We start from the raw sequence: 25629 nt of genomic DNA, 5'->3' as shown, positions 1-25629 counted from the left end.
TCCAAAGAAATGATTTATACGTCGGTTTTACTCTATTGTGCACCGCGTCCTTGTGCTTTTGATCAACAGGCGATTTTTCGCAGTAGACGAAACAAACGAGATGATGACGCAATGACGGATCTATGGGATGGCATTCTGCGAGCCTTCTGGCTGGTGGCCTCGCTGGATCGCGATCTGGTCGAAATCACCTTGCGGTCACTGCAGGTCACGCTCAGTGCGTTGGTGCTGGCTTGTTTGATTGCGCTGCCCCTTGCTGCAGTTTTGGTTGTGCGCCGCTTTCGGCTGCGCCGTGCCACAATTGCTGTACTAAATGCATTGATGGGATTGCCACCTGTCGTTGTGGGCTTGATTGTCTATGTTTTACTGTCTCGTTCTGGCCCGTTTGGGGTGCTTGGGTTGTTGTTCACCCCCACTGCAATGATCATCGCCCAAGTGGTGATTATCGTGCCGTTGATTGCCTCGATTGCCCACCAATCTCTACGGGAGTTGTGGAGCGATTATCACGACTTGCTGATTTCGTTGAATGCCACTCCGTTTCAACGCATCACAACCTTGCTCTGGGACGGGCGGCGCGCGCTGTTAACAGCTGCGCTTGCTGGATTTGGTCGTGCGATTGGTGAGGTCGGCGCGATCATGGTGGTGGGGGGAAATATCGACCACGCCACCCGTGTGTTGACCACGGCGATTGCGCTTGAAACCGGGCGTGGTGACTTTTCATTGGCGCTGGGGCTAGGTTTTGTGCTGATTGCTTTGGCTGTTGCTGTGAACCTATGCATCCATTGGCTTGGCCAAACGGAACGCGGAGGGCGTTGGTGATGGCGGTATTACCGATCAGGGCCAAAGGGGCCACAGCGCGCAGACGCAGTAAGGTGCTGGTTGGCCCTGTTGATCTGACCATTGAAGGCGCAGGCATCACCATTGTGATGGGGCCAAATGGTGCCGGAAAAACCTCGCTGTTAAAGCTTTTACACGGCATCGAACGCTTGCGTGGGGGGCATTTGCACTATGGCTGCGCTTTGGCTGAGGCGCGTGCAAAACAGGCCTTTGTATTTCAAACGCCTGTCATGATGCGGCGCAGCGTGGTTGAAAATATTGCCTATCCGTTGCGCCTTGCAGGGATAAAACGGGCTGATGCGCGCATGCGTGCTTATACTTGGGCAACACGGATCGGTCTGGGGGAGGCGGCAGAGCGCGCGGCGCTGGGCCTGTCTGGTGGGGAGCGGCAAAAACTGGCTTTGGCCCGGGCGTTGATCCGTGCACCAGAGGTGTTGTTTCTGGACGAACCCTGCGCCGCCTTGGATGGGCGCGCAACCCGCGAGATTGAAGCCCTACTTGGCGAAGCCGTCGCGGCAGGAACACGGCTGATCATGTCCACACATGATATGGGACAGGCACGACGTCTGGCAGATGAGGTGGTGTTCTTGCACAAGGGCCGCATTGAAGAAGCCACAGCAGCGACCACGTTTTTTGAAAGACCTGCATCAGAAGCGGCGCAGGCCTTTGTCAGAGGGGATATTGTAGAATGAAACACCTGATCTACGCGTTGATTGCGGGCCTTCTTCTGGCCACAAGTGTACGGGCGGATGTCTTGAAGCTAGCGGTAACCACCTCGTTTAACAATTCTGGTCTAGCAGATGTGCTGGTGCCTGAAATTGAAAAGGATCTGGGGATTGACCTGCAGCTTTTGGTCGTGGGCACAGGACAGGCGTTGCGTCTTGGGGCTGCGGGGGATGTCGATGCGATCCTGGTTCATGCACGGGCTGCAGAAGAGACGTTTATCGCTGAGGGTCATGCCGCCTATCGGCGTGAAATCATGTATAATGACTTTATCATTGTCGGGCCGGGGGCTGATCCCGCTGGTGTAAGAGGGGCGACGCGGGTGGAGGACGCTTTTCGACAGATTGCGGCAGCAGGTGCGGATTTTGTCAGTCGCGGAGATGACAGCGGGACACATAAGAAAGAGCTGTCGCTTTGGGTGAGGGCCGGAGAGCGGCCAGATGCGTTTTCTTCATGGTATCGTGCTGTTGGCGCAGGCATGGGGGCGGCGTTGAATACAGCAGCTGCATTGGATGCCTATATTCTTGCAGACCGTGCCAGCTGGTTGAATTTTGGGAACCAACAAGGACTTTCCATCGTTTTTGAAGGGGATAAAGCCCTGTTTAATCAGTATTCTTATTTGCCCGTAAGCGCTGTGAAACACCCGCATGTACAAAAGGATCTGGCGCACGCGCTGGACGCTTGGTTGATCTCTGCCAAGGCGGAAGAATTGATAGATGGCTATCAGATAGAGGGTAAAACACTGTTTGTATTCAACGCGGTGCGTTAGCGTTTTTATAAAAGGGGAGGGCTCCCGCCCCTTTGGTGATCATCAAAGATAATCTCAAAAGCGTTGGGCCGAGCGCCGGACTTAGGTCCGGCGCGGTTGTGGCTGTTGCAGCGGTGGGGAAGACTTGGTTGGACCCGGCAAGGTGGCAGAGGATGTTCAATGTAAAAAGGCCGCTCTGGAGAAGAACGACCTTGCTGTTTAATCTGGCTATGAGCTAATTACAGGAACTTGCCCATTGCACGGCCTGTGTCCAGCATGCGGTTCGAGAAACCCCATTCATTGTCGTACCAGCTGACAACCCGGACCAAGCCTTCGCTTGTGACAGAGGTTTGGGCAGGTGCATAGCTAGAAGAATGTGCATCATGGTTGAAATCAACGGAGACCAGAGGCGCATCTGAATAGGCCAGAATGCCTTTTAATGGACCTTCTGCAGCTTCTTTGATTGCTGCGTTGATGCCTTCCAGTGATGCGTCTTTTTCTGGGACGAATGTCAGGTCAACCAGCGACACATTTGGTGTGGGGACGCGGATTGCGGAGCCTTCCAAGCGGCCCTTCAAGTGGGGTAGGACCTCTGAGATGGCACGCGCGGCACCTGTTGACGTGGGGATCATCGACATTGCTGCCGCACGCGCACGGTAGAGATCCTTGTGCGTGGTGTCATGTGTTGGCTGGTCACCGGTATAGGCATGAATAGTGGTCATGTAGCCGGTTTTGATCCCAAAGGCATCGTCGAGAACTTTGGCCAGAGGGGCAAGACAGTTTGTGGTGCAGGACGCGTTTGACACGATCACATCATCGGCGGTCAGATCGCCATCGTTCACACCAAAGACCACGGTGCGGTCGACTTCTTTCCCCGGAGCAGAGATCAAAACGCGCTTGGAGCCATTTGCCAGATGCTTGGCTGCGCCATCGCGTGAGGTGAACAGGCCGGTGCATTCATATGCAATATCGACATCTGACCATGGCAGCTCTTCCGGGTTGCGAATCGCAGTCAGGCGGATGGACTGTTTGCCGACGCGCATAACATCACCCTCGATGCTGACAGCGTCCGCGAGACGACCATGCACACTGTCATACTGCAAAAGATGCGCCAGAGTTTCTGGTGGGGAGAGGTCGTTTACAGCAACAACTTCAATGTCCTGCACGTCATTTTCCAGGATAGCGCGCAGTACGTTGCGGCCAATGCGGCCAAAGCCGTTAATCGCAATTTTCAAGGTCATAGTCGTTTCCTCCGACAGAGATCTGGGGTGATATCGGTTGGACATCGTTGATGATTGCGGTACCGGTATCGCTAACGGTGATCAAAAGCAAGCCCGAAGATGCTAGAGGGGGGAGAGTCGCCGTCAAAATCATGAGCGTGGGCCTGAGATGACTAAGAAATTATTGCTGAAAGACATTGCCAAGCTTGCAGGTGTGAGCGAGATGACCGCTTCGCGTGCTTTGCGGGACGCGCCGGATGTGTCCAAGGCGACCAAGGCCAAGGTGGAACGCATCGCGCAGAGTCACGGCTATGTGCCCAATCGTATTGCAGGATCGCTGTCTTCTAAATCGGTTAACCTGGTAGCGGTTGTGGTGCCCTCGTTGAACAGCTTTGTTTTCCCGGAAGTCTTATCGGGGGTTTCCGAGACTTTGGCGAATAGCCCATTAAAACCTGTGGTGGGGGTTTCAGGCTATGATCTGGCTGAAGAAGAAGAGGTCATTCGTGAAATGCTTAGCTGGCGCCCGTCTGGTTTGATTGTCGCGGGGTTGGAGCACACTGAAACAACTCGTAAGATGCTGGCGCAGGCAGATTGCCCCGTGGTGGAGATTATGGACACAGATGGGGATCCAGTCGGACATTGCGTTGGCATCTCGCATTTGGAAGCGGGGCGTTTGATGGCGCGTGAAATGCTAGCGCGTGGCTATCGGCGGATTGGGTTTATTGGCACCAAAATGCCGCAAGACTTCCGTGCGAAAAAGAGATTTGACGGTTTTGTTGCAGAGCTGACAGATCAAGGGGTGCAGCTTTCGGATCAAGAATTGTTTTCGGGGGGATCCTCTATTTTAACGGGGCGTGAATTGACTGCGGACATGCTGCGGCGAAGTCCTGAAATAGAGTGTATTTATTATTCAAGTGATGTGATGAGCGTTGGCGGGATGATGCATTGTCAGGTTGCAGGACTAAATATTCCCAATGACCTCGCATTGGCAGGATTCAACAATTTAGAGATTTTGCAGGGCTTACCATTGCCGCTGGCGACAACTGATTCTTGCCGCCGGGCCATTGGCAAACGTGCGGCTGAGATCGTATTGAAGGCCCGAGAACAGGGCGGGAATTTACTTGCCGTGCATGAGGTGCTGCAATCTAGGATTAGTGCTGGCCAATCGCTTTGATTTTTTATCGCCTTCTTTCAGTGTTTTATTTGATATTTGAATTGGGGAAATAACTTAAGGTTGTTTTTTTAATTCCATTTAATGATGGAGATACGTTGCATTAATGAATCTTTGCAAGAGTTGTTGCCGATCTAGTCTATTCCGAGGTTGGCATGAAACTACGTATGGTAATGTTACTAATTATCGGCCCATTGTTCGCGCTGTCGGGTTTTTTTAGTCTACTGCATTTGCAGACAGAAAAGGACATCCGTGACCACGCATTGGATTCGCGTGAGAAGTTGCACGAAGAAACGATTATTGCCGATCTTGTTCACGAACTACAAAAAGAACGCGGGTTTTCCGCCGGTTTTCTTTCCTCCAAAGGGGTGAAATTTACCGAACAGCTGTCGGAGCAGCGTAAAGAAACCACTTTGCGCAGGGAAGCTTTTGAAGAGTTTGTCGCCAGCCCGGTGTTTCAGGAACTGACTAAGACATTAAAACAAGAGCATTTGGCGAAACTGGGTGAAATTGCTGAAAGCCTTCAGAATTTGGAATCTATGCGCGCACAGGTCAGCGGGTTGGAAGCCGCAGTGCCCACGATGGTTGGGTATTACACAGGGTTGATCCAGAAACTGCTGACCGCCGCGCATCCGATTGAATCGGGGGGCGATGATGGGTCATTGAAAGCGCTTCTTGAAGTGCGAACATTGATCTCGGCCGCAAAAGAGCAGGCGGGCCTTGAACGTGCTGCAGGAGCGGGTGGTCTCTCCCGAGGCTTTGTTTTGCCTCTTCATAATCGGTTTATCAAACTGGGTGGGGCACAAGAGGTTCTGCTGGCTGAAGCATCTAACGTTTTAGAGCAAATCAATGTTGAAGAACCCATTTATGCCGGGGAGAGTTTCGCGGCATTGAGCGACGCGCGCCGCATAATCAGTGGCGGTTTTGAAACACAGAACTATGAACATCTGACACCTGAAAAATGGTTTAGCCTCAGCACGAATTGGATCGATCATTTGCGGGCGCTTGAATTGGATATCGCTGAAAAGATTGATACATTGGCTAATTCGATTGTCGTAGAAAAAAATGAGAGATTGTGGAGCTTTGCAGCTGTGGGCTTAATCTCATCAGTGGTGATTGGCGTGTTTGCGGTGTTTGTGTTCGAACGTATGATCCGTCGCATCAAGGTCCTTACAGGGGTTGTGGATGGGTTTGCCAAAGGGGACTTCCAAATTTGGGTGCCTAACATTGATGGTAAAAATGAGCTGAGCAAAATGGCACGGGCGATCTACCACTTCAAGCAAGAGACCTTGGCGTTGCGTCGTGAAGCAGAACAGATGAAGGAAGACGATGAGGCTGAGCTGAACGCCAAACATGGCCGCGTGGTTGAGCTGGTCACAGAAGGCCTTGCGGCTTTGGCAAAATCAGATCTGTCCTGTCATTTTGAGACTCCACTGGATGGTGGGTATGACAGTATTAGAATTGATTTTAATACAGCCTCTAGTCGTTTGCGGGATGTCCTTACTTCAATTTCGGGAACCATTAGCGAATTGGATAATTCCTCATCTCAGATGAAAGCATCCGCACTGGATCTTGCGGCGCGGTCAACAGAACAGGTTGAAACCATTCGCGAGACGGCGGATCGCATGGGGCGTTTGTCTACGGAAGTTGAAGATTTTGGTGGCGAAGTCCAAACCGCATCGACCCTTGCCGGCAAGACACGGGAGCGCGCCAACAGTTCGTCGGACGTGGTTCAGGAAGCTGTGGCTGCAATGGGGCGTATTCAGGACAGTTCTGAACGGATTGGCCAGATCATTTCGATGATTGAAGATATCTCTTTCCAGACCAATCTACTGGCGCTGAACGCTGGTGTGGAAGCTGCACGCGCAGGTGAAGCAGGGCGCGGTTTTGCGGTGGTGGCCTCAGAAGTGCGTGCCTTGGCACAACGAGCGAGCGACGCATCCATGGAAATCAAACAGCTTGTTGAAGAAAGTGGCCGACATGTTGCAGATGGTGTCGATCTGGTAGATCGCACCGGGATCGAGCTGGGCGCAATTTCTGGTGATATTATGCAGGTGGATGAGGTGCTCAATCGTATTTTGGAGGCTTCGCAAGGCCAAATTGCGAGCTTGCATGACCTGTCTGATGCGATGACAACCATCAACAATCTTGCCGCGCAAAATACCTCAATGGCTGAAGAGACACGTACAACATCAGGCGATATTGCCCAGCGGTCCAATCAGCTTGCTGGTTTGATCTGTGATTTCCGACTGGATGCTGAAGGCGGAACCACTGCAATGATCGGAGAGGCCGCTGCTTAAGCGGCCGTTCCCCGAGCTCAAACGGCGGCGGCGCTGCGATCTAGGACACGCTTTTGGTGGAGCAGGTCAATATAAGCCAATATTGGTGAAGAACCGCAGCGTGTGAAAGATGTGCGTGCTTGGTTTCCCGTTTAGCATGCCTTCGAGAGGCTCGTTTTAAAGGCCCGCGTCAAAGGTGCGGGCCTTGATCTTACCTTTGTAACCTGGTTTCTGAAACAAGATCTATTTTGGAGAGGCGCGCGGTCTTTTCGGTGTTGTTGCGCGCAGGATTTGGCATGTTCCGCAAATCTAGTGAGGATCGCATCTTGCGAATTCAGCGTGATAATTGAGGTGAATGTGCCGTTTACTCTCTCCATAACCCACAAAGCCGCGAACCGGCCCTCTTAAAGTAAAACGTCGAGACGTAGTGGGTCGTTGCCGATTTGGTTTGAACCCTATCCTGAAACAATGCCAAGCTATAGAAACCAACCACTGCCTGAAGCAAGATGGGCAACCGGTTGGGATATATTAGGTGAAACCATCTGACGACGATGGAACGTGGCGCATGGCTGAGGCTGCGTTGAACATGAGATGAGCCGTGTTGGGCTCTGCTTGATCCATTCGTGATGGCAAGGAAATACAATCTGCAGGTTGCGGAAATTCAGCTCGGTGTTGCGATTCTCAACCGCTGCATCGCTTTGTTTATGTTTGCCACGGCGGAGCTTTGTTGCACAAACTCTGTGATGGATGCATCTCGTGAATCTAGCGTGGTAGCCGGGCTGTATGAGCAGACCGCCCGCTCACCCTACAAGACCAAAAATTGGCCAGCCTACAATGAAGCGCTAGAGGTTCTCTGACAATCTTGTTCGACCTCGAGATGAGCTGGGACGCTGTGCCGACAGGGAGACGCGGGCGGCGGCAAATCCACAGCGATCCGGCCATCGAGGCATGCCTGGCGATGAAGGTGCTGTTCGGTATGGCGTTCCGACAGACGACCGGGTTCGTTGAGAGCCTGTTACGTCTGATCAGTGTGAACTGGGCGGTTCCCGGCTTCAGCACGCTATCGCGCCGCCCGAGAACGTTGGCCGTGAATATCCCGTATCGTGGCGCTCACGACCCATTGCACGTGCTGATCGACTGCACCGGTATCAAGGTCAAAGGGGAAGAAGAGTGGAGCGTACGCAGGCATGATGGGTCCAAGCGGCGGGTCTAGCGCAAGATACATCTGGGGATCGACGAACAAACGCTAGAGGTTCTGGCTGTGGAGATCACCGGGAGCCACATCGGTGATACGCCTGCACCGCCGAATCTTCTGAACCCAATCCCGGCGAGCGAGGTGATTGGCAGCGTCACCGCGGGTGCGGTGGCCAGAAACGAGTCCCTGAGAGATTCGAAATACCTCGGCCGCGCCATCTGGAGAAACTGGAGTGGTTACCACCGCCAGAGCCGCGTCTAGACCAAGATGCATTGCGTTAAACTGCTGGGGCAGCGCCTCATGTCACGGGACTTTACCGGCAGGCCGCGGAAGTCCAAATCCGCATCGCCGCTACGAATGGCAATACGGCGCTTGGCATACCCATTACCGAGGCCCTGGGATAAGTCCATCCGGAGAAAGGGGAACTCTATCTATCAGCGGATTTGTGCAACAGAGCCCCACAGAGGCCGTAAGATAGCCGAGCCGCGAGACCATGGTGTACGCTCGCCATTTGTTTGTGCAGCGAGGTTGCGGTTAGGGGAAATTGAACCCCTTATTGGGTAAAACTCGTTAGAGCATTGAAAAAACTAAGTATCTGTTCACCTTTTAGGTCGTACAGTAAGAGTAATACAATTCTAAAGTGAAAAAGCTATATGTTTGCGATAAATTTACGAATTACGCGCAGCTTTAAGCCATCGCGGCAGCCACGATTTTCAGCCTAGCGAACAACACTCACTTCTCGCTTTGCGCCGGTGCTATGGCGGCGGGAAACGCAGTTGCCATGGGGATGATGGCCTGACTGCGCAGGACAAAGGGTAAATGTATGAGAGTTTTCCGAGATATGAAGCTTGGTGTCAAGCTGCCGATATACATCGCAGTGCCGACACTGATCCTTGTTGTGACTGCCGGGGCGCTGCAACTGAGCCAGTCTCGCAGCACGATGCTTCACGAGCATCACAACGCCTTTGCGGCCTTGATCAAGAGCGAAGGAGAGGCGGTTGAACGCTGGCTGCAAGATATCGAAAGAGACGTTTACGCCTTGTCTGAAAGCTATGCGACGCATTCGGCGATCAACGATTTCCGCGCCGCCTGGTTGGCATTGGGGGACAACGCGGGTGACGTTCTGAGGAAGCTCTATATCACGGACAATCCACACCCTAAGGAAGAAAAGGATCGTCTTGATAAAGCCAGTGATGGCTCCGCCTGGAGCAATGAACACGGACGCCATCACGAAGGGATGCGCGCCTATCAGAAAGCACGGGGTTATTATGATTTGTTTCTGTTCGATACCGAAGGGAACATGGTTTATTCCGTGCATAAGGCGGGTGACTTTGCACGTAATGTAGAGACTGGAAAATATCGCGATACGGGTCTTGCAGATGCTTATCGCGCGGCAATGAAAGCGCAAAAAGGCGAGGTGAGTATATCACCTATTGAACCGTACGAGCCCAGTGGCAACAAACCTGAAATGTTTGTTTCAGTTCCTGTCTATGAATATGGGAAACGTGTGGGTGTCGTCGCAATTGAAGTGCCTTTGAGCCGGGTGAAACAAATCTTGAAGCCAGCTGATCTGCTGGGTGAAACGGGTTTGACCTATCTTGTGAATGCGGAGGGATTCGCCTTGTCTCCTTCCCCACATGAGGGTGGGTTTAAGGTGCTGGACAAATTGCCTGATAGCCCGCAGCTGCAAGCGGCATTGGCTGGTGAGACTGCAGCCTTTGATGGTGTGCGTGGTATTTCTGGGAATACGGTTACAGCGAATTCAAGTGTGGTGAAAACACCCAGCGGTGAGATCTGGGGTATTGTGTTGGAGATGGATGAGGTTGAGGCCAATGCGGGTTTGAACGCGCTGGTCAAAACCTCGTTGATGGAACTCTCTGTGATCGCGCTTTTGGTCATTGGCTTGGCTGTCTTCCTTGGGCGCACGATTGCCAAACGTGTTTCCGGTATTGGCAAAAGCATGGCCCGCACGGCTGCGTTTAAATATAGCGACAAGGTTGAGGGCAGCCATGTCAGCGATGAGATCGGTGAAATGGCGAAAACGCTTGAGCAGTTGAACGCCCGCCTGTCAGAAGCCGCCGCTGATCAAGAGCGCGCTGCCGAGGCACAGATCAAAAACAAGGAAGAAGTGGATCTGCTGAGCGATACCTTGGTCGAGGTCGCTGGGGGGGATTTCCGGAAGTCCTTGACCGATGGTTTCCCCGATAGCCATGCGGCTTTGGCACAACGGGTTGGCGGCGCTGTCGCTAATCTGGCCGGAGGGATTACGCAGGTGAAAGAATCCTCCTTCAATATTCGCAAAGGAGCTGAGGAAATCAGCCACGCGGCGGATGATCTTTCGACCCGAACAGAGAGCCAGGCGGCGACTCTGGAACAGACGGCGGCTGCACTTGAAGAGGTAACTGCAAGTGTGAAATCGGCAGTAGAGACAGTGCAGAATGTTGAAAATACAGCTTCATCTGCGCGCCAACAGGCTGAAAAAAGTGGCGAAATGGTGCAGACGACGATTGCTGCGATGAAAGAGATTGCAGACTCTTCGACACATATCTCGCAGATCATCGGTGTGATTGACGACATCGCCTTTCAGACCAACTTGCTGGCTTTGAATGCAGGGGTCGAAGCTGCGCGGGCAGGTGAGGCAGGGCGAGGCTTTGCGGTTGTTGCCTCGGAAGTGCGGGCACTGGCCCAACGGTCATCTGACGCGGCGCTTGAGATTAAGACGTTGATTGAAAGCAGTGAAAAGCACGTGGAGCGTGGTGTTACACTGGTGGATGATACCGGAGAGGCCTTGGTGGATATTGTCCGACGTGTCTCTGATATTGCGGGACTGGTCAGTGGGATTGCGAAATCATCCGAAGAACAGTCTTTGGCTTTGTCTGAGATCAATACAGGCATGGTGGAGTTGGACAAAGTCACCCAGAGCAATGCCGCTATGGTGGAAGAGACAACTGCTGCTAGCCATATGCTACTGGGAGATTCCCGAAAGCTAGCCGGACATGTGGAGACCTTTAAGATCGACAACGACCAGTCAGATGCTGCGGTCGCGAGTGCGCCACAGGCCGCACCTTTGGAACCCAGCGCAGGCCCTGATATTTCGTCAATGTGGGAGGACCAGGGTGAGGCGAGTGAGCCTGCTCCGATGGCCGCCAATGCCAAATGGGATGACTTTTAAATCCATTCTATTGGATGTGTAAAAAGAACAGGTCAGACCTAAGGGCTGGCCTGTTTTAGGTTTCACCTGTTGTGATGTTCAGCTCGACGTCCATTGCGGCCCATCGGGTGTGCAGATCTTTGGGCAATGCACGATCCGTGAAAAGCGCATCAATATCGTGTAAGGTGCCCACACGTCCTGGCGCGGCGCGCATGATTTTTGAATGGTCAACCACAACAAAGGTTGAGCGCGCACGGTTGATGATAGAGCGGGTGGCGTGAACCTCTTGCAGGTCAAAATCAAGGAGTTCGCCGTCTGCATCAATGGCCGCGCAGCTGATCACCGCATAGTCAAATTTGAACAGATCCACCACCTGTGTTGTGAGATTGCCCAGCAGACCACCGTCTGCGCGACGCAGTGAACCGCCGGCGACAACGATGTCGATGTCTGGATTGGCAGCGAGGATATTGGCGGTGTTCAAGCTGTTTGTGACAACGATCAGCCCCTTATGGCCTAACAGCTCACGCGCAACCGCTTCGGTAGTGGTGCCGATATTGATAAAAACACAGGCGTCATTGGGGATGGCTTGTGCACAGGATTTGGCAATATGCTGCTTGCCTTCTGCGTTCAGTTGTTGACGCTGGACATAGTCAATATTTGTGGTGCCTTTGGCCAGTATGGCGCCACCATGCACACGTTCCAGATGGCCCGCATCGGCCAGTTCGGTCAGGTCGCGACGGATGGTGTGGACTGTTACGCTGAACTGTCGCGCCAGCGCATCAACACTGACCCGGCCATCTGCGCGTAGGATTTCGACAATCGTTGACTTGCGTGCGTCGCCTGCCATGCGGTCGTGTGTGTGAGCGTGAGTCATGAGATCTCCAGATTCGACCGATTTAAAACAAAATCACACTGTGAGCGCAATCCGTCAGCGCTAACACCTCTGTGTGTGTATGTGCGTTTTACGTTTTTTGCTCGAAATTGCTCGAAATTGCAAAATAAATGTTCCTATCAGCTCTTTTTGTTGCTTTTTACACCAGTTGCTGTAGGTGGAACATAATTTTAGTCAAAAGGGAACATTGGCTAAAATGGGGAAAAACTGACTGCGTGCTCTGTGTGAGGGGCGCTGTTTTGCGAGGAACAAGGGAGCTCTGATATGAGCGGACATCAAACGCTGCGCCAGTTTCTGCTGGCGGAACACAAGCAAGGAAAGATGTCGCAAGACATGGTCCTGCTGATGGAAGATATCGCAACCTCCTGCCGGATTATTGCGCATAAGGTTCGCAACGGCGCCTTTCTGGACATTTTGGGAGCGACTGAGACCTCAAATGTGCAGGGTGAGACACAGAAGCAGTTGGATGTGATTGCTGATGAAGTGTTTCAGGAGCATTGTGCGAACTGCAGCCGCGTCGCAGCGCTTGTCTCGGAAGAGATTGATGAGGTCATCTGGCTGAAAGACGCGCCTAAGGCAGGCGATTATCTTGTGTATTATGATCCACTGGATGGGTCGTCTAATCTGAACGTGAACCTTTCTGTGGGATCGATCTTTTCAGTGGTTGAGCTGCAGGAAGACATCACAGAGAAAAGCAACGAAGCGGTTTTGATCAAGGGCGCAAAGCAAATCTGCGCAGGCTACAGCCTTTATGGTCCGTCCACCTCGCTGGTGTTGACCACTGGTCATGGGGTCAACGGTTTCACGCATAAGATCGGCAATGGCGAGTTCTTGCTGACTTTCCCTGACATGCGCCTTGGGGCCGAGACACAGGAATTTGCCATCAACGCATCCCGTGCACGTAAATGGGATCCGGTGATCACGCGTTACGTTGAAGAATGCTTGGATGGCAAGGACGGGCCGCGCGGCAAGACATTCAACATGCGCTGGGTCGCTTCTATGGTTGCGGAAGTGCACCGTATTTTGATGCGTGGCGGTGTGTTCCTTTATCCAAAAGATGCAGGCAACGCTGCTGCAGGCGGCAAGCTGCGCCTATTGTATGAGGCAAATCCGATGGGTTTCATCATGGAGCAGGCAGGCGGCAAGGCTTCAACCGGGCACGGACGTATTCTGGACGTACAACCTACAGGCCACCATCAGCGTATTTCAGTCATCCTTGGCACGGCAGCTGAGGTGGATCTGATCGATTCCTATTATCGCGACGCGCAGTAACGCGCTGTCTGTGGATTGAACAAAAGGACCAAGTGAATGGCACTTATTTCTTTGCGGCAATTGCTGGATCACGCGGCAGAGCAAGGCTATGGCCTGCCAGCCTTTAACGTAAACAATATGGAGCAGATGCTTGCCATCATGAAGGCGGCTGATGCAACGAACAGCCCTGTGATCATGCAGGCCAGCCGTGGTGCGCGCAATTATGCGAATGACATCGTTCTGGGCCATCTGATCAAGGCTGCGATTGAACTTTATCCGCATATCCCCGTTTGTATGCATCAGGATCACGGCAATTCACCACAGACCTGTCTGTCTGCGCTGACCAATGGGTTTTCATCTGTGATGATGGATGGTTCTTTGATGGCCGATGGCAAAACCCCGGCGGATTTTGACTATAACGCTGGTGTCACCAAACAGGTTGTCGATATGGCCCATATGGTTGGGGCCTCTGTTGAGGGAGAGATTGGCCATCTGGGATCACTGGAAACCGGCAAAGGCGAGGCTGAAGACGGCCATGGCTTTGATGGTGAGATGTCGATGGATATGCTGGTCACGGATGCGGACGAGGCTGCTGAATTTGTGAAAGCAACCAATGTTGATGCGCTGGCCGTGGCGATTGGGACCTCACATGGGGCGTATAAATTCAGCCGCGAGCCGGATGGCGATATTCTGGCCATGGATGCGTTGAAAAAGATTCACGCGAAACTGCCGGATACGCATCTGGTGATGCATGGGTCTTCGTCGGTTCCACAAGAGCTGCAGGAGATCGTGAATGAATTTGGCGGTGAGATCGCGCCCACATGGGGCGTACCTGTGGAAGAGATCGAAGTGGGCATCAAACACGGTGTGCGCAAAGTGAATATCGACACGGATCTGCGTCTTGCGATGACCGGGGCCATCCGCAAGCTTTTGTGGAGCAAGCGCGAAGAGTTTGACCCACGCAAATATCTGGCCCCCGGTATCGAGGCGATGTCAGCCGTGTGCAAAGACCGGTTTGAGCGGTTTGGCAGTGCGGGGCAGGCCGCAAACATCACACCTATTCCGTTGGCCGATATGGCAAAGCGCTACGACAGCGGCGCGCTAGATGCCAAAGTCAACGCTTGAATGATAAAAGCGCCTCTCGGTTGAGAGGCGCTTTTTCGTTAGCCCGTCTTTGTTTTCAAGATCGCAAGCGCGCATTTTTCATCTGGGTCGGTCAAGAGATCGTCCAACGACCATCCAGCGCTTTCAACCAGCGCGTTAAGCGTGTCTTTGGTGTATTTTCGCGACGCGCTTACGTGGATTGCTTCTTCTGCCGTAAAAGAAATGGATTGGCCGCACAGATCGACGGATTGCGCGATTTGCGAGACGACACGCATATCGATGCGCTGCAAACGTTCATTCCAATCTGCTTGGTACCTGAAGTGGTCAAGGTTGAAATTCGCATCCAGCTCACGGTTGAGGCGCCGTAAAATATTGGTAATAAATTCCGCGGTTACACCTTGTGCGTCATCATAGGCCGCGACCAGTGCGCTGCGGTCTTTCACCAGATCAGCTCCGAGAATGAAATGCGTCACCCTTGGCCAGTTCGCAGCACGTTTGAGCAGCTCAGTGCCCAGTTCTGGTGGCAGATTGCCGATGGTTGATCCCGGAAAAAAGCCAACCTTTGGCAGTTCGGCAATCTGAGCCGGGAAGGTGACTGGAGACAGGAAGTCCGCAACAATTGGCGTGATGGCTAAGGCGGGGTAGCGCGCCTTTAAGGTTGCAGCTGTGTCCAGCAGGAAATCTTCTGAGATATCAATGGGGGCATAGGCCCCAAAGTGGTGGCCCTGATCTAACAGCAGGCGTGTCTTGGCAGAGGCCCCAGAGCCAAGTTCTGCCAAAACGCCTCCGTTGGGGACAATCCCGCAAAGATGTTCTGCGTTCTCGCGCAAGATCGCTGTTTCCGTGCGCGTCAGGTAATATTCAGGGAGTTCCGTGATCTGTTCAAACAATTCACTGCCACGCCGGTCATAAAGCCATTTCGGGCTGAGCGTTTTTTGAGGCTGGCCGAGCCCCAATAGTGTCTCCTCCAGTAGTGTCTGAGCGGTCGCGGTCAGCTGTTCGAGTTTAAAATCGCCATCCATTAGGTCACATCCCGAGCAAGGCGCAGGCCAAGCATTTGCCAGCGCTGGTGTGGATAAAAGAAGGTGCGATATGTCGCGCGCATCTGCTCACGAGGGGTCGCACAAGATCCACCGCGTAAAACGCGCTGGTTCACCATGAATTTTCCGTTGTATTCGCCAAGCGCGCCCTCAGGTGGGCGAAAGCCAGGGTAAGGGGCAAAATCGCTTGCGGTCCATTCCCAGACATCCCCCCAGACGCCGGGTCCGGGCAGGGGGCGCAAAGCGCCGGTGTTCTTTGCATCGCCCATCAGGTTGCCGCCAATCGGGGTGTCTTTAAATGCGATTTCATGTTCGGCTTCGGTGGGCAGGCGAGCCCCGGCCCAGCGGGCATAGGCGTCGGCCTCATAGTAGCTGACATGCACAACGGGTGCATCCAATGCGACGGGTTGTGGTCCGCGCAGGGTATAGGTCCACCATTCATCATCCTGTTTCCACCAGTAAAGCGGATGTTCCCAGCCGTCGCGCTGGGCGACTGCATGGCCTTCCATGAACCAATGACGCGGGTCGTCGTAGCCGCCATCTTGAATAAAGGCGATCCAGTCGCGGTTTGTAACTGGGCGATCCGCAATTTCAAACGGGTGTAGAAAGGTCTGGTGACGCGGGCTTTCGCAATCATAGGCAAATCCGGATCCGCTATGGCCGATTTCAGCCAGACCACCAGCGTGGCGGGTAAAGCTCAGCGGAACTTCTTCGGTCACGGCAAGGGGTTCAGGGTCTTTGTAGGTTGGCAGCAGTGGATTAAAGCTGAGCCCATGTAAAAGATCTGTCACCAAGAGTTCCTGGTGTTGCATTTCATGATGGCAGCCCAGTTCAACCAGTCCGGCAATATCATCCGCATCATCGCGCGCAGCAGACAGCAGGCGGGCCAGACTATCTTCAATATGGGCGCGGTAATCGCGGACCGCTTGGCCGCCGGGGCGAGATACCAATCCACGTTTGTCGCGGGCATGCCGAGGCCCGGCCTGCGTATAGTAAGAGTTAAACAGAAACGCGAAACGGTCATCGGGGGACTGATAGCCCGGCAGACGCGGTTTGAGGATGAACTCTTCAAAGAACCAGGTGGTATGGGCGAGGTGCCATTTCGCAGGTGATGCGTCCTCCATGCTTTGCAGCATCATATCTTCTGGGGTGAGGGGGGCGGCGAGCGCATCGGTGCGGGATCGGGTGCGTTCAAAGAGGGTGAGCGCCTCATTTGGTGTTGCCGGAGCTGGGGACGGGGTCATGACACGATCCTCTCAGACGTGGTGCAGCTTTTGAAAGTGGAGGGGTGGGGGGGAGTGACGTGTTCTTTCAAGGGCAGCCCGCGGGGCGCATGTGTGGCCCATTGAGGGCGCGCTATGGGGGCAGGAGTTTGACAATGGCAAGAGTGAAATAACTGCATTAATGCGTTTCAAAGGATTGGCCTGGGGCCTGAATGCCTCGCCTTTCATATAAGGGGCAGGCTGCGACGGCTTCAGTGGAGGCGCGACTATGCAGATCTGTCCCTGATGGTCTATTGTTTCTGTCGTGCCCGCGACCCGGTGATTGCGGGGTATTTACAGTTTTAATAATATGCACGAATTCGCATTCGCCAACGCCCTACGCGAAAACGTGAGGTATGTTACGAATGCATGACAGCTATCGTATTTGGCGATAGCTCGAAGCTGCCCTGCCACGGCGCGTTCTAACGGGGCCTATCAAAGGTGGGACGCTGTCATTCAGGCGGCGACACAGCGCATAAGGTAAACCTGTCTGAAGGCGTCTTAGCGGATTTATGCAAGCAGTCTCTGCGCGTGTTACCCTGCCTGCCCCATCCGCCAGATTTGGTTGTTGAGATGTTCTAATGTTTGCTCCAGCGTGTGGCGCTGCATTTTGCCGCCCAGGCAGATCCGGGCATGGCTGTCTTTGGAGTGCAGGACACGAAAGGCGCTTTCTGGTGAAATTCCGATTTCATGATTGGACATCTGCGCCATAAGGCTTGCGCAGGACACACCTTCGGGCAGGCGTAGCCAGATGTTAAAAGCGTTGGGGTGCGCTTCAAACGTGGCTTCGGTGACCAATTGGGTTGCAAGGTTCTGGCGATAGGCGGTTTCTGTTCGGATAAAGCGGCGGATCTGGTCGGCGGTGCCATCTAGCACCCAGCGTGTGGTCAGCGCCATCGAGAGCGGAGAGGCCATCACCGACACAGCGCGAATTCCATTTTCAAGCGAAAATCCCATGCGCGCATTGGGGGCAACTGAATATGCCAGACGCAGGCCCGCACCAATGCATTTGGCCAACCCGCCGATGTACCATGTCAGATCTGGTGCAAAGGTTGCCATGGGCGGTGGGGCATCAGGGAGGACAAAGCCATAGGCGTCATCCTCGATCAAAGGGAGCTGATGGCGATTGATGACAGCTGCGATTTCCAGACGACGGCTGTGTGGAACCACAAGGGTTGTGGGATTGTGCAATGTGGGATTGAGATAAAGCGCTTTTGGGCCGTGCTCTACGATTGCTTGCTCCAGCGCTTCGGGAAGAATGCCCTCGTGGTCCATGGGCAGGCCAATCAGGCGCAGTCCCAGTTGCGCCGCGATCTTTTTAAAGCCTGCATAAGTAATGTCTTCGCAGAGGATGCGATCTCCGGGTTCTGCCAGAACGGTCAGAATGGCAAGCATTGTCGCATGCGCACCGGGGGTGACGGCGATACGGTCCAGATTTGGGACAAGGCCGCGCATTGAGAGCCAAATAGAGGCGGCCTCTTTGTCGATGTCACCGCCGATTGGATTTTGATAACGCAGGAGGTGAACAAGGTCATCTGAAACCGCAGTAAGCCCGGCGCGCATGCGTTCCAGCAATGCCGGGTCAGTGGGTTCAGGTGGGGCATTCATTGTAAGATCATTGGCAAGGGCGCGGCGTTCATCTGCAGGTGCACGCAGATCTTGCTGAGGTAATACAAAGGTGCCGCGCCCGACGTGGGTTTCAATGAGGCCCCGTTTGAGCGCCTCTGTGTATCCACGTGAAACAGTCGTAAAGTCTACCCCGATTTGATCCGCAAGGCGGCGCTGTGGGGGCAGGCGATCACCGGGCAATAAAACCCGGTCTTTCATATCCTGCGCGATGCAATCGGCGATGGCGACATATCGCGGTTTGCCGGATTGTTCGATTCTCTGGTGCCAATTGTCCATGCCATACCTGCTGTATCATCTCTTGATTAGTTTATTGTATGCATGTTTTGCAGACAATATCGGCATGCTTTTTTGTGGGGAGATAGGCGATTTTAGTCAAGTATAGCTGAAAAAAGAGTACATTAAGGGGTGAATTGCTGTGGATTTAAGCATGTTCATACAATCAATACAATTATATTGATTGCAATATTGTATGTATAAATGGTGCCTCTCCCGCTCCCCTGTCTAGGTAAATGCAACACCAATGCGAACGACAGGAGAACGCAATGCCCGAAGTCACAACTCCCGCTCATAAGGACGGCGATTTCTTTGTGAACTACGAAGAAAAGGTCTTTGAAGATGTGCAAGCCGAAGAGGGGCAAAAAGCCCTCGTAACGTTCCACACTGTGGCCTTTGAAGGGTCTATTGGTCTGGTCAACATCCTGCAGGCCATCCGTCTGCAGCGCAAAGGTTTTGAGACCTCCGTCCTGCTTTATGGTCCCGGTGTTTCTTTGGGCGTCCAGCGGGGTTTCCCAACCCTCGGAGATGAAGCCTTCCCCGGCGCGCAGAACTATGCGGCAAACCTGCAGAAGTTCATGAAAGAAGGCGGTAAAGTCTATGCATGCCGCTTTGCGCTGCAAATGCTGATGGGCCACGGTGAGCCGTCGCTGTTGCCGGGTATCACGCCAATTGCACCTCAGGACGTGTTGGATCTGAAGTTGCTGCACATTCGCGACAACGCAGTGATCGTGGACACCTGGACGCTGTAAGGCACCATTTGGCCAGCGCAGCAACGGCGCTGCGCTGGCTTGGTTTTTTCTTTCCTCTTTGTAATTGGCGGCAATGGCGTCGCTCCCTTTTCCCGCACAAAGGATGATATCATGTCCGCTCCCATCGTCCGCGCCGCCGCTGTGCAGATCGCGCCTGATCTGACAAGTCGGGCTGGCACGATTGAACGCGTGTTAAACGCGATTGCAGAAGCCGCTGAAAAAGGCGCTGAGTTGATCGTTTTCCCAGAAACCTTTGTGCCCTACTACCCGTACTTTTCATTTGTTTTACCGCCGATTCAGCAAGGTGCAGAACATTTGCGCCTGTATGAAGAGGCGGTTGTTGTGCCCTCTGCTGAAACGCAGGCCGTTGCGGATGCAGCGCGTAAACGCGGTGTTGTTGTGGTTTTGGGGGTGAATGAACGTGACAATGGCTCGCTTTATAATACCCAGTTGATCTTTGATGCAGATGGCACGCTGGCTCTGAAACGGCGCAAGATCACACCCACCTACCATGAACGTATGATCTGGGGGCAGGGCGATGGCGCGGGCCTGAAAGTGGTTGAGACCAAAGTTGGCCGTGTCGGTGCATTGGCCTGTTGGGAACATTACAATCCACTCGCACGGTATGCGCTGATGACCCAGCATGAGGAAATCCATGTAGGCCATTTTCCCGGCAGTCTGGTGGGGCCTATTTTTGCCGAACAGATCGAAATCACCATGCGCCACCATGCGCTGGAATCCGGGTGTTTTGTTGTGAATTCAACAGGGTGGCTTACCGAAGAGCAAATCGCAAGTGTCTCTGATGATCCTGTATTGCAAAAAGGCCTGCGCGGCGGATGCATGACCTGCATCATCTCTCCTGAAGGACGCCATGTGGTGCCGCCGCTGACAGACGGAGAGGGTATCCTGATTGCTGATCTTGATATGCGTCTTGTGACCAAGCGAAAGCGTATGATGGACAGCGTTGGCCATTATGCGCGCCCCGAATTGTTGCATCTGGTGCATGATGCGCGCCCTGCGCAGACCGTTCACCGTATCGAAGATCCATCGAGTTTGATTGCAACTCCTGCTCCTGATGTGGAGGTCGAAGATGTCTGAAGCTGAATTCATCAATGAACTGCAAACACGCGGTATGCGGCTGGTCGATCCAACCGCGGGTATGGAAAGCCGCCGCGGGGGCGCAGGTCCAACAGATCATAAGGCGGTGACCGTCGGTGACACCACCGTGATGGTGCCGGTTCATACGGCTCCGGCTTTTGACAGCCCATACGTGGTGCAGGCGCCGGGGCCGGATGGCATGGCAGAGGTCACTAAGTTGGGCGCGCCTATGGGCAAAATCCGCTTTCCGTCACGCCCTAAATTTTATGATCTCAAAACAGCCGATGGCATTGAATACAGCAAAATCGCGACCCTGCATTCAAAGGATGTTCTAGCCACCACGGTTCTGCAAACCTGTATTCGTTATGAAAGCCGCAAGAAAACCTGCCAGTTCTGTTCTATCGGGCAGTCGCTTGCTGCAGGGCGCACCATTGCGCATAAAACGCCTGAACAATTGGCAGAGGTTGCCAAAGCCGCTGTCGAGCTGGACGGTGTGAAACACATGGTCATGACCACGGGGACACCCGCGGGTAAGGATCGTGGTGCATCCGTCATGGTGGACAGCGCGAAGGCGATCAAAGCGGTTGTTGACCTGCCCATTCAGGGCCAGTGCGAGCCGCCAGAAGATAATATCTGGCACGAACGTATGTTCAGTGCAGGTATCGATTCACTTGGGATGCATCTAGAGGCGGTCACGCCTGAAGTGCGCGAACGTATCATGCCCGGTAAGGCGCAGGTCAGCCTTGAGAAATATTTTGACAGTTTTAAAGCCGCGGTAAAGGTGTTCGGGCGCGGACAGGTGTCGACCTATATTCTGGCAGGGCTTGGCGATACGCCTGAGGCGATTTTGAAAACCTCACAAGAGCTGTGCAAAATTGGCGTTTATCCCTTTGTTGTGCCTTTTGTGCCTGTGTCTGGCACCCCATTGGAAAGCCACCCAGCGCCGAGCTCGGACTTCATGGCACGCATCTTAAAGCCCTTGTCAGGAATGATCTTGCGCGCGGGTATGAGCGCGGAAACCGCTAAGGCTGGCTGTGCAAAATGCGGCGCCTGCTCTGCTTTGTCGACTTATGAAAAGTTGAAAGCGTCATGAGCTTCCAGAACCCTCGCGCCTTTTTATCCCCTGATTTCATTATCCGTGCGGCTGCTCAACCTTGGGAGCTGCGCGGCGTCGAAGAGCTGCGCCATCAGGTCTTTGTGCAGGAGCAGGGTATTTTTGCTGATCATGATCGCGATGGAATTGACGATCATGCGCTGCCTTTGGCCGCGATCAGCACATTGGCAAGCGAGGCCGACCAGGTGGTGGGAACCGTGCGCATCCATGAAGAGGCACCACGGCTTTGGCGCGGCTCGCGCCTTGCTGTTGCACGCTCTCATCGTCGAATGGGGCGATTAGGGGCAGAGCTGATCCAGCTTGCCGTTTGTACGGCACATGGGCGCGGCTGTGATCGGTTTCTAGCACAGGTTCAGATGCAGAATGTACCGCTGTTCAAGCGGCTGCATTGGGTTCCTTTGCGAGAAATCGAGGTGCATGGCGTGCCCCATATGGAGATGCAGGCTGATCTGGCAGCCTATCCGCCAATCCCAGATCCTTTTGTCGGATGGAAAGCACTATCGCCGCGGCGGAGACGTGTAAGATGAGCGCGCAGATAAATCTTCGTCAGATCGCGCAAACGCTGCGTGATCATCCCTCAATCCGCAGCAAACTGGACATCGCCCAAAGCACAGCAACCTTGGGACTGACCGCAACCAGCGAAGGGCAGCCCGGCGATGATTGTGCCGTGCTGCCGGGAAAAAATGGGTATGATCTGTTTGCTTGCGAAGGGTTTATCAACGCTTTTGTTCAGGCAGATCCATGGTTTGCGGGTTGGTGTGGTGTGATGGTGAACATCTCGGACATCCTATCAATGGGTGGACGCCCCCGCTGCGTGACCAATGCAATATGGGCCCAAAATGCGGAACAGGCTCAGCCGGTACTGGCTGGTATGAAAGCTGCAGCGCAGGCCTATGGGGTGCCCATCGTTGGAGGGCATACCAATTTACACACGGATCAATTGCAATTGTCAGTCTCTATATTGGGGCAGGCTAAACACGTGATTTCTAGCTTTCAGGCACGGCCTGGCGATGTGTTGATCTGCGCGATGGATTTAAGGGGCAGTTATCGTGAACCCTTTGACAACTGGAACGCCGCCCTGACCACGCCCCATGAGGCCTTGCGGCGCAACATGGAAATTTTGCCCAACCTCGCCGAAGCCGAACTTGTGAGTGCAGGCAAAGACGTCAGTCAGGGTGGGATCGTGGGCACCGCACTGATGCTGGCGGAGGCTTCTGGTGTTGCCGTTGATATCCAACATGACGCTTTGCCACGGCCACAGGGCGTGGACCTGGCCCGCTGGCTGCGCAGTTTCCCAAGCTTTGGCTTTTTACTGACTGCGCGCTCTGAAAATGCAGATGCCGTCTGTGCAGCGTTCCGGGCGCAGGGCGTTTCGGCCTCTGTGTGTGGGGACGTCACCGAAGGTTCAACCCTGCATCTGTCTGGTCGTGATGGGCGCGCCCTGTTTTGGGATTATGCACGCACGCCGTATTTGAACCTTACACAAAAAGAGGCCTCTTATGCCTGAAACCCGTTTTTCTGTTCGTTGGCCTGATGGTGAGGTGGAGCACTGCTACTCTCCTTCGACCGTTGTGCGCCAATATCTGACCGCTGATACCACCTATGCGCTCGACGAATTTGTTTCGCTATGCCGTGAAGCGCTGGACAGTGCAAGCCTGCGGGTCAAAGCCAAATATGGCAGTCGCTGCGGCCATGCGGATGCACAACTGTCCCAGATTGAACGCAAAGCCAGCACATATTCCGCACCGGCAGATGTGACCTGCCTGTCGATTACCTAAGGAGCCGTCCTCATGACCCATCGTGAACATAAATCTGTTGTTATTGTCGGCGGCGGTCAGGCGGGCCTGTCTGTCAGCTATTACCTTTCTCGGGAAGGGCTGGATCACGTCATTCTGGAGCGCCATCAAAAGTTCCATTCCTGGCGCGTAAACCGTTGGGATACGTTTTGTCTTGTGACGCCAAACTGGCAGTGCCGTTTACCCGATTTTCCGTATCAGGGTACGGACCCTGAAGGGTTTATGGTGAAAGATGAGATCACCGACTATCTGGATGCTTTTGCCGAAACGTTTAATCCGCCGATCGTTGAAAATTGTGAGGTGACCAAAATCACCAAACGCGCCGGTGGAGGCTATTTGGTGGATAGCAGCCAGGGCAATTATTCTACCGATCAAGTGGTGATTGCCACAGGTGGATACGACAATCCGATTGTTCCACCTTATGCAAAGAACCTTGATCCTTCGATTGTGCAGATGCATTCCGTTGACTACCGCCGCCCAGAACAGATGCCTGAGGGAGGCACGCTGGTTGTCGGGACAGGTCAATCCGGTGTGCAGTTGATGGAAGACATGCACCTGAAGGGGCGCAATGTTCATTTGGCTGTTGGCCCCGCCCCACGATCTCCGCGAATGTATCGCGGTCGGGATGCGACGGACTGGCTGTATGAGATGGGGCATTATCATATGACCATCGACAAACACCCAAACCCTGAACATGCGGTATCAAAGACCAACCATTATATGACTGGCCGCGATGGCGGGCATGAGATCGATTTGCGCAAATTCGCCAATGAAGGTGTCTCTCTTTATGGTTCTGTCAGCGGTATGGAAGGCACAAAGGTGCAATTCCTGCCCGATCTGGAAACCAATCTGGATGATGCCGATGATAGCTACGTTGGCATTCGCAAGGTGATTGATGACTATATCGCCAAGCACAATATTGATGCCCCAATCGAACCTGCGTTTGAAAAGCTCTGGCAGCCCGAGCAGGAAATCACTGAGATTGATTGTGAAAAAGAAGGGATCACGTCAATCTTGTGGGCGATTGGGTTTCGCCCCAATTACGGCTGGATTGAGGTGGATGTCTTTGATGACTTGGGGCGTCCAGTCTATCAGCGTGGCGTGTGCAAGGAAGAAGGGTTTTATTTCATCGGACTTGGCTGGCTGAACACGTGGGGGTCCGGTCGTTTTCTTGGGATTGATGAAGACAGCCGCTATCTTGTGGATGCGATTGCAAACAAGGCAAAAGCGAACCTGCGAGCGGTGTCGTGAGCGCAACGCTTGCATATGCAAGGTGTGGAGGTGAAGCCTCTGCTTTAAGCCATCGTGCGACCTTGTCTTTGGGCATGGCGCAGCTTGCGCCCAAAGGGTTGGCAGAAGTGTGGTGGCTTAAACATCTGGGTGATGTTCATTGGCAGCTGATTGCCCGCGCATTAGGGCAACAGACAACGGTGTTTCGCGATCAGGCCGGACGGCAGATGTATGCTGCGTTTTGTGCGACTGAGTTTGCGCAATTTCAGCCAGATCTTGTCAGCCTTGGTGCTGAAATAGAGCTACACTCCAGCCTATGGGCTGCGGGGCGCAGCCGCATTCAGTCCAACCACATTCTGTATGTAAAGGGCGTAAAGGTTGCGAGCTTTCGATTGGTTTCGACCTTTGTTGCCCATATTGAGTCAGGGATAAATGCAAGCGTGCGCAGGGTCACACCGCGTCTGGTGCCGGTTTTGCTGCCCGCACCTGATGGGTTTGCCAAAAAGAGCAGCCAGCACGTTAAATCTTTGCGATCCGGCCAGCCGCAAAAGATGAGCCAGACCGCGCCACTGTTTCCCAGCGTCGGCAGTGACTTTAACGCCGTGGGGCTGTTGTATTTTCCAAGCTTCACGCGGCTTTTTGACGAACTGGATAGCAGGCTCAACCCTCGCCGCCCTTGGGCGCCGATCCGTCAGCGGCAGATTTATTATTTTGGCAATATTGAACAGGGGGACGCGTTGCTTGGCGCGTGTTCTGATCCGCTTGGCAACGCGCAAGAATTGTGGACTGCACCTGCTGTGGGTGTCGCATCTCAGAAGATTGCGCATTGTATGTGTACACGATTTTAATCTGGTGCTTCTGGCAGCG

Annotated in this window: 21 protein-coding genes and 1 pseudogene; 17 read left to right on the top strand and 5 right to left on the bottom strand. The window is 53.7% G+C overall.

Annotated elements, in window-relative coordinates; all coding sequences use genetic code 11:
* Window positions 1-111: 111 nt before the first annotated feature.
* The 3 genes from BLP79_RS12560 to BLP79_RS12550 are packed head-to-tail and all read left to right on the top strand — an operon-like array spanning window position 112 to window position 2326.
* Window positions 112-816 carry an ABC transporter permease gene (locus tag BLP79_RS12560; RefSeq protein ID WP_090219555.1) on the top strand — a complete coding sequence of 235 codons (705 nt, stop codon included), beginning with the start codon at window positions 112-114 and terminating at the stop codon, window positions 814-816.
* Window positions 816-1526, top strand: a complete 711-nt coding sequence (locus BLP79_RS12555; RefSeq protein ID WP_090219459.1) for an ATP-binding cassette domain-containing protein — start codon at window positions 816-818, stop codon at window positions 1524-1526. The genes BLP79_RS12560 and BLP79_RS12555 overlap by 1 nt, the downstream gene beginning before the upstream one ends.
* Window positions 1523-2326: an ABC transporter substrate-binding protein gene (locus BLP79_RS12550; protein WP_090219458.1), complete on the top strand. Its 804-nt coding sequence runs from the start codon at window positions 1523-1525 to the stop codon at window positions 2324-2326. Before BLP79_RS12555 ends, BLP79_RS12550 begins: the two co-directional genes overlap by 4 nt.
* A gap of 218 nt (window positions 2327-2544) precedes the next feature.
* Here BLP79_RS12550 and gap read toward each other — a convergent pair whose 3' ends face one another.
* The gene (gene gap, locus BLP79_RS12540) at window positions 2545-3546 is read right to left on the bottom strand and encodes a type I glyceraldehyde-3-phosphate dehydrogenase (RefSeq protein ID WP_090219454.1); all 1002 of its coding nucleotides are present in this window, start codon (window positions 3544-3546) and stop codon (window positions 2545-2547) included.
* Window positions 3547-3694: 148 nt separating this feature from the next.
* Between gap and BLP79_RS12535 the strand changes: the two genes are divergently transcribed.
* The 4 genes and pseudogenes from BLP79_RS12535 to BLP79_RS12515 all read left to right on the top strand — a co-directional run bounded on the left by BLP79_RS12535 (window position 3695) and on the right by BLP79_RS12515 (window position 11342).
* The gene (locus tag BLP79_RS12535) at window positions 3695-4699 is read left to right on the top strand and encodes a LacI family DNA-binding transcriptional regulator (RefSeq protein ID WP_090219453.1); all 1005 of its coding nucleotides are present in this window, start codon (window positions 3695-3697) and stop codon (window positions 4697-4699) included.
* 164 nt (window positions 4700-4863) lie between these two features.
* Complete coding sequence (locus BLP79_RS12530; protein WP_170830496.1) at window positions 4864-6996, top strand: methyl-accepting chemotaxis protein; 2133 nt, start codon at window positions 4864-4866, stop codon at window positions 6994-6996.
* Between the two features lie 762 nt (window positions 6997-7758).
* Window positions 7759-8574 (top strand): annotated as a pseudogene (locus tag BLP79_RS12520) (IS5 family transposase).
* 419 nt (window positions 8575-8993) lie between these two features.
* Entirely contained in the window at window positions 8994-11342 is a 2349-nt protein-coding gene (locus BLP79_RS12515; RefSeq protein ID WP_090219448.1) for a methyl-accepting chemotaxis protein, read from the top strand.
* 55 nt (window positions 11343-11397) lie between these two features.
* On the opposite strand, the gene BLP79_RS12510 is transcribed toward BLP79_RS12515, so the two are convergent.
* On the bottom strand, window positions 11398-12195 hold the full coding sequence (locus BLP79_RS12510) for a DeoR/GlpR family DNA-binding transcription regulator (RefSeq protein WP_232716463.1): 798 nt from the start codon (window positions 12193-12195) through the stop codon (window positions 11398-11400).
* Between the two features lie 282 nt (window positions 12196-12477).
* On the opposite strand from BLP79_RS12510, the gene BLP79_RS12505 reads away from it, so the two are divergent.
* Together BLP79_RS12505 and fba are read left to right on the top strand one after the other, a co-directional pair.
* A complete protein-coding gene (locus BLP79_RS12505; RefSeq protein ID WP_090219444.1) occupies window positions 12478-13485 on the top strand; it encodes a class 1 fructose-bisphosphatase in 1008 nt (335 codons plus the stop codon).
* A gap of 36 nt (window positions 13486-13521) precedes the next feature.
* Entirely contained in the window at window positions 13522-14589 is a 1068-nt protein-coding gene (gene fba, locus BLP79_RS12500) for a class II fructose-bisphosphate aldolase (protein WP_090219443.1), read from the top strand.
* A gap of 38 nt (window positions 14590-14627) precedes the next feature.
* Here the strand turns inward: fba and egtD are convergent, their stop codons facing one another.
* The 3 genes from egtD to BLP79_RS12485 form a co-directional block, all read right to left on the bottom strand.
* Window positions 14628-15590, bottom strand: coding sequence for an L-histidine N(alpha)-methyltransferase (gene egtD / locus BLP79_RS12495; RefSeq protein ID WP_090219441.1), 963 nt, complete (start codon window positions 15588-15590; stop codon window positions 14628-14630).
* Window positions 15590-16852 (bottom strand): ergothioneine biosynthesis protein EgtB, encoded by a 1263-nt coding sequence (egtB, locus tag BLP79_RS12490; RefSeq protein WP_090219439.1) that lies wholly within the window; start codon window positions 16850-16852, stop codon window positions 15590-15592. The genes egtD and egtB overlap by 1 nt, the downstream gene beginning before the upstream one ends.
* Window positions 16853-17404: 552 nt before the next feature.
* Window positions 17405-18775 (bottom strand): aminotransferase-like domain-containing protein, encoded by a 1371-nt coding sequence (locus tag BLP79_RS12485; RefSeq protein WP_090219438.1) that lies wholly within the window; start codon window positions 18773-18775, stop codon window positions 17405-17407.
* Between the two features lie 266 nt (window positions 18776-19041).
* Here BLP79_RS12485 and BLP79_RS12480 point away from each other — a divergent pair, with 266 nt between their 5' ends.
* The 8 genes from BLP79_RS12480 (at window position 19042) to BLP79_RS12445 (ending at window position 25610) form a co-directional block, all read left to right on the top strand.
* Window positions 19042-19524: an MSMEG_0572/Sll0783 family nitrogen starvation response protein gene (locus BLP79_RS12480; RefSeq protein WP_090219436.1), complete on the top strand. Its 483-nt coding sequence runs from the start codon at window positions 19042-19044 to the stop codon at window positions 19522-19524.
* A gap of 111 nt (window positions 19525-19635) precedes the next feature.
* On the top strand, window positions 19636-20622 hold the full coding sequence (locus BLP79_RS12475; protein ID WP_090219434.1) for a Nit6803 family nitrilase: 987 nt from the start codon (window positions 19636-19638) through the stop codon (window positions 20620-20622).
* Window positions 20615-21715 (top strand): MSMEG_0568 family radical SAM protein, encoded by a 1101-nt coding sequence (locus BLP79_RS12470; protein WP_090219432.1) that lies wholly within the window; start codon window positions 20615-20617, stop codon window positions 21713-21715. The genes BLP79_RS12475 and BLP79_RS12470 overlap by 8 nt, the downstream gene beginning before the upstream one ends.
* Window positions 21712-22263: an MSMEG_0567/Sll0786 family nitrogen starvation N-acetyltransferase gene (locus BLP79_RS12465; RefSeq protein WP_090219431.1), complete on the top strand. Its 552-nt coding sequence runs from the start codon at window positions 21712-21714 to the stop codon at window positions 22261-22263. The genes BLP79_RS12470 and BLP79_RS12465 overlap by 4 nt, the downstream gene beginning before the upstream one ends.
* Entirely contained in the window at window positions 22260-23243 is a 984-nt protein-coding gene (locus BLP79_RS12460) for a sll0787 family AIR synthase-like protein (RefSeq protein WP_090219429.1), read from the top strand. Before BLP79_RS12465 ends, BLP79_RS12460 begins: the two co-directional genes overlap by 4 nt.
* Window positions 23236-23514, top strand: a complete 279-nt coding sequence (locus BLP79_RS12455; RefSeq protein WP_090219427.1) for an MSMEG_0570 family nitrogen starvation response protein — start codon at window positions 23236-23238, stop codon at window positions 23512-23514. Before BLP79_RS12460 ends, BLP79_RS12455 begins: the two co-directional genes overlap by 8 nt.
* A 12-nt stretch (window positions 23515-23526) precedes the next feature.
* A complete protein-coding gene (locus BLP79_RS12450; protein WP_090219425.1) occupies window positions 23527-24783 on the top strand; it encodes an MSMEG_0569 family flavin-dependent oxidoreductase in 1257 nt (418 codons plus the stop codon).
* Window positions 24780-25610, top strand: a complete 831-nt coding sequence (locus tag BLP79_RS12445; protein WP_090219424.1) for a Pnap_2097 family protein — start codon at window positions 24780-24782, stop codon at window positions 25608-25610. Before BLP79_RS12450 ends, BLP79_RS12445 begins: the two co-directional genes overlap by 4 nt.
* Window positions 25611-25629 lie beyond the last annotated feature (19 nt).

Source organism: Epibacterium ulvae (genome assembly GCF_900102795.1).
Taxonomy (GTDB): domain Bacteria; phylum Pseudomonadota; class Alphaproteobacteria; order Rhodobacterales; family Rhodobacteraceae; genus Epibacterium; species Epibacterium ulvae.
The sequence above is the reverse complement of the archived record's forward strand: the minus strand, read 5'-3'. Positions and strand labels throughout refer to the sequence as shown.

Bases quoted from the DNA above. Each gene is read 5' to 3' on its own strand.
- BLP79_RS12560 (WP_090219555.1), top strand. From the start codon at position 112: ATGACGGATCTATGGGATGGCATTCTGCGAGCCTTCTGGCTGGTGGCC.
- BLP79_RS12555 (WP_090219459.1), top strand. From the start codon at position 816: ATGGCGGTATTACCGATCAGGGCCAAAGGGGCCACAGCGCGCAGACGC.
- BLP79_RS12550 (WP_090219458.1), top strand. From the start codon at position 1,523: ATGAAACACCTGATCTACGCGTTGATTGCGGGCCTTCTTCTGGCCACA.
- gap (WP_090219454.1), bottom strand. From the start codon at position 3,546: ATGACCTTGAAAATTGCGATTAACGGCTTTGGCCGCATTGGCCGCAAC.
- BLP79_RS12535 (WP_090219453.1), top strand. From the start codon at position 3,695: ATGACTAAGAAATTATTGCTGAAAGACATTGCCAAGCTTGCAGGTGTG.
- BLP79_RS12530 (WP_170830496.1), top strand. From the start codon at position 4,864: ATGGTAATGTTACTAATTATCGGCCCATTGTTCGCGCTGTCGGGTTTT.
- BLP79_RS12515 (WP_090219448.1), top strand. From the start codon at position 8,994: ATGAGAGTTTTCCGAGATATGAAGCTTGGTGTCAAGCTGCCGATATAC.
- BLP79_RS12510 (WP_232716463.1), bottom strand. From the start codon at position 12,195: ATGACTCACGCTCACACACACGACCGCATGGCAGGCGACGCACGCAAG.
- BLP79_RS12505 (WP_090219444.1), top strand. From the start codon at position 12,478: ATGAGCGGACATCAAACGCTGCGCCAGTTTCTGCTGGCGGAACACAAG.
- fba (WP_090219443.1), top strand. From the start codon at position 13,522: ATGGCACTTATTTCTTTGCGGCAATTGCTGGATCACGCGGCAGAGCAA.
- egtD (WP_090219441.1), bottom strand. From the start codon at position 15,590: ATGGATGGCGATTTTAAACTCGAACAGCTGACCGCGACCGCTCAGACA.
- egtB (WP_090219439.1), bottom strand. From the start codon at position 16,852: ATGACCCCGTCCCCAGCTCCGGCAACACCAAATGAGGCGCTCACCCTC.
- BLP79_RS12485 (WP_090219438.1), bottom strand. From the start codon at position 18,775: ATGGACAATTGGCACCAGAGAATCGAACAATCCGGCAAACCGCGATAT.
- BLP79_RS12480 (WP_090219436.1), top strand. From the start codon at position 19,042: ATGCCCGAAGTCACAACTCCCGCTCATAAGGACGGCGATTTCTTTGTG.
- BLP79_RS12475 (WP_090219434.1), top strand. From the start codon at position 19,636: ATGTCCGCTCCCATCGTCCGCGCCGCCGCTGTGCAGATCGCGCCTGAT.
- BLP79_RS12470 (WP_090219432.1), top strand. From the start codon at position 20,615: ATGTCTGAAGCTGAATTCATCAATGAACTGCAAACACGCGGTATGCGG.
- BLP79_RS12465 (WP_090219431.1), top strand. From the start codon at position 21,712: ATGAGCTTCCAGAACCCTCGCGCCTTTTTATCCCCTGATTTCATTATC.
- BLP79_RS12460 (WP_090219429.1), top strand. From the start codon at position 22,260: ATGAGCGCGCAGATAAATCTTCGTCAGATCGCGCAAACGCTGCGTGAT.
- BLP79_RS12455 (WP_090219427.1), top strand. From the start codon at position 23,236: ATGCCTGAAACCCGTTTTTCTGTTCGTTGGCCTGATGGTGAGGTGGAG.
- BLP79_RS12450 (WP_090219425.1), top strand. From the start codon at position 23,527: ATGACCCATCGTGAACATAAATCTGTTGTTATTGTCGGCGGCGGTCAG.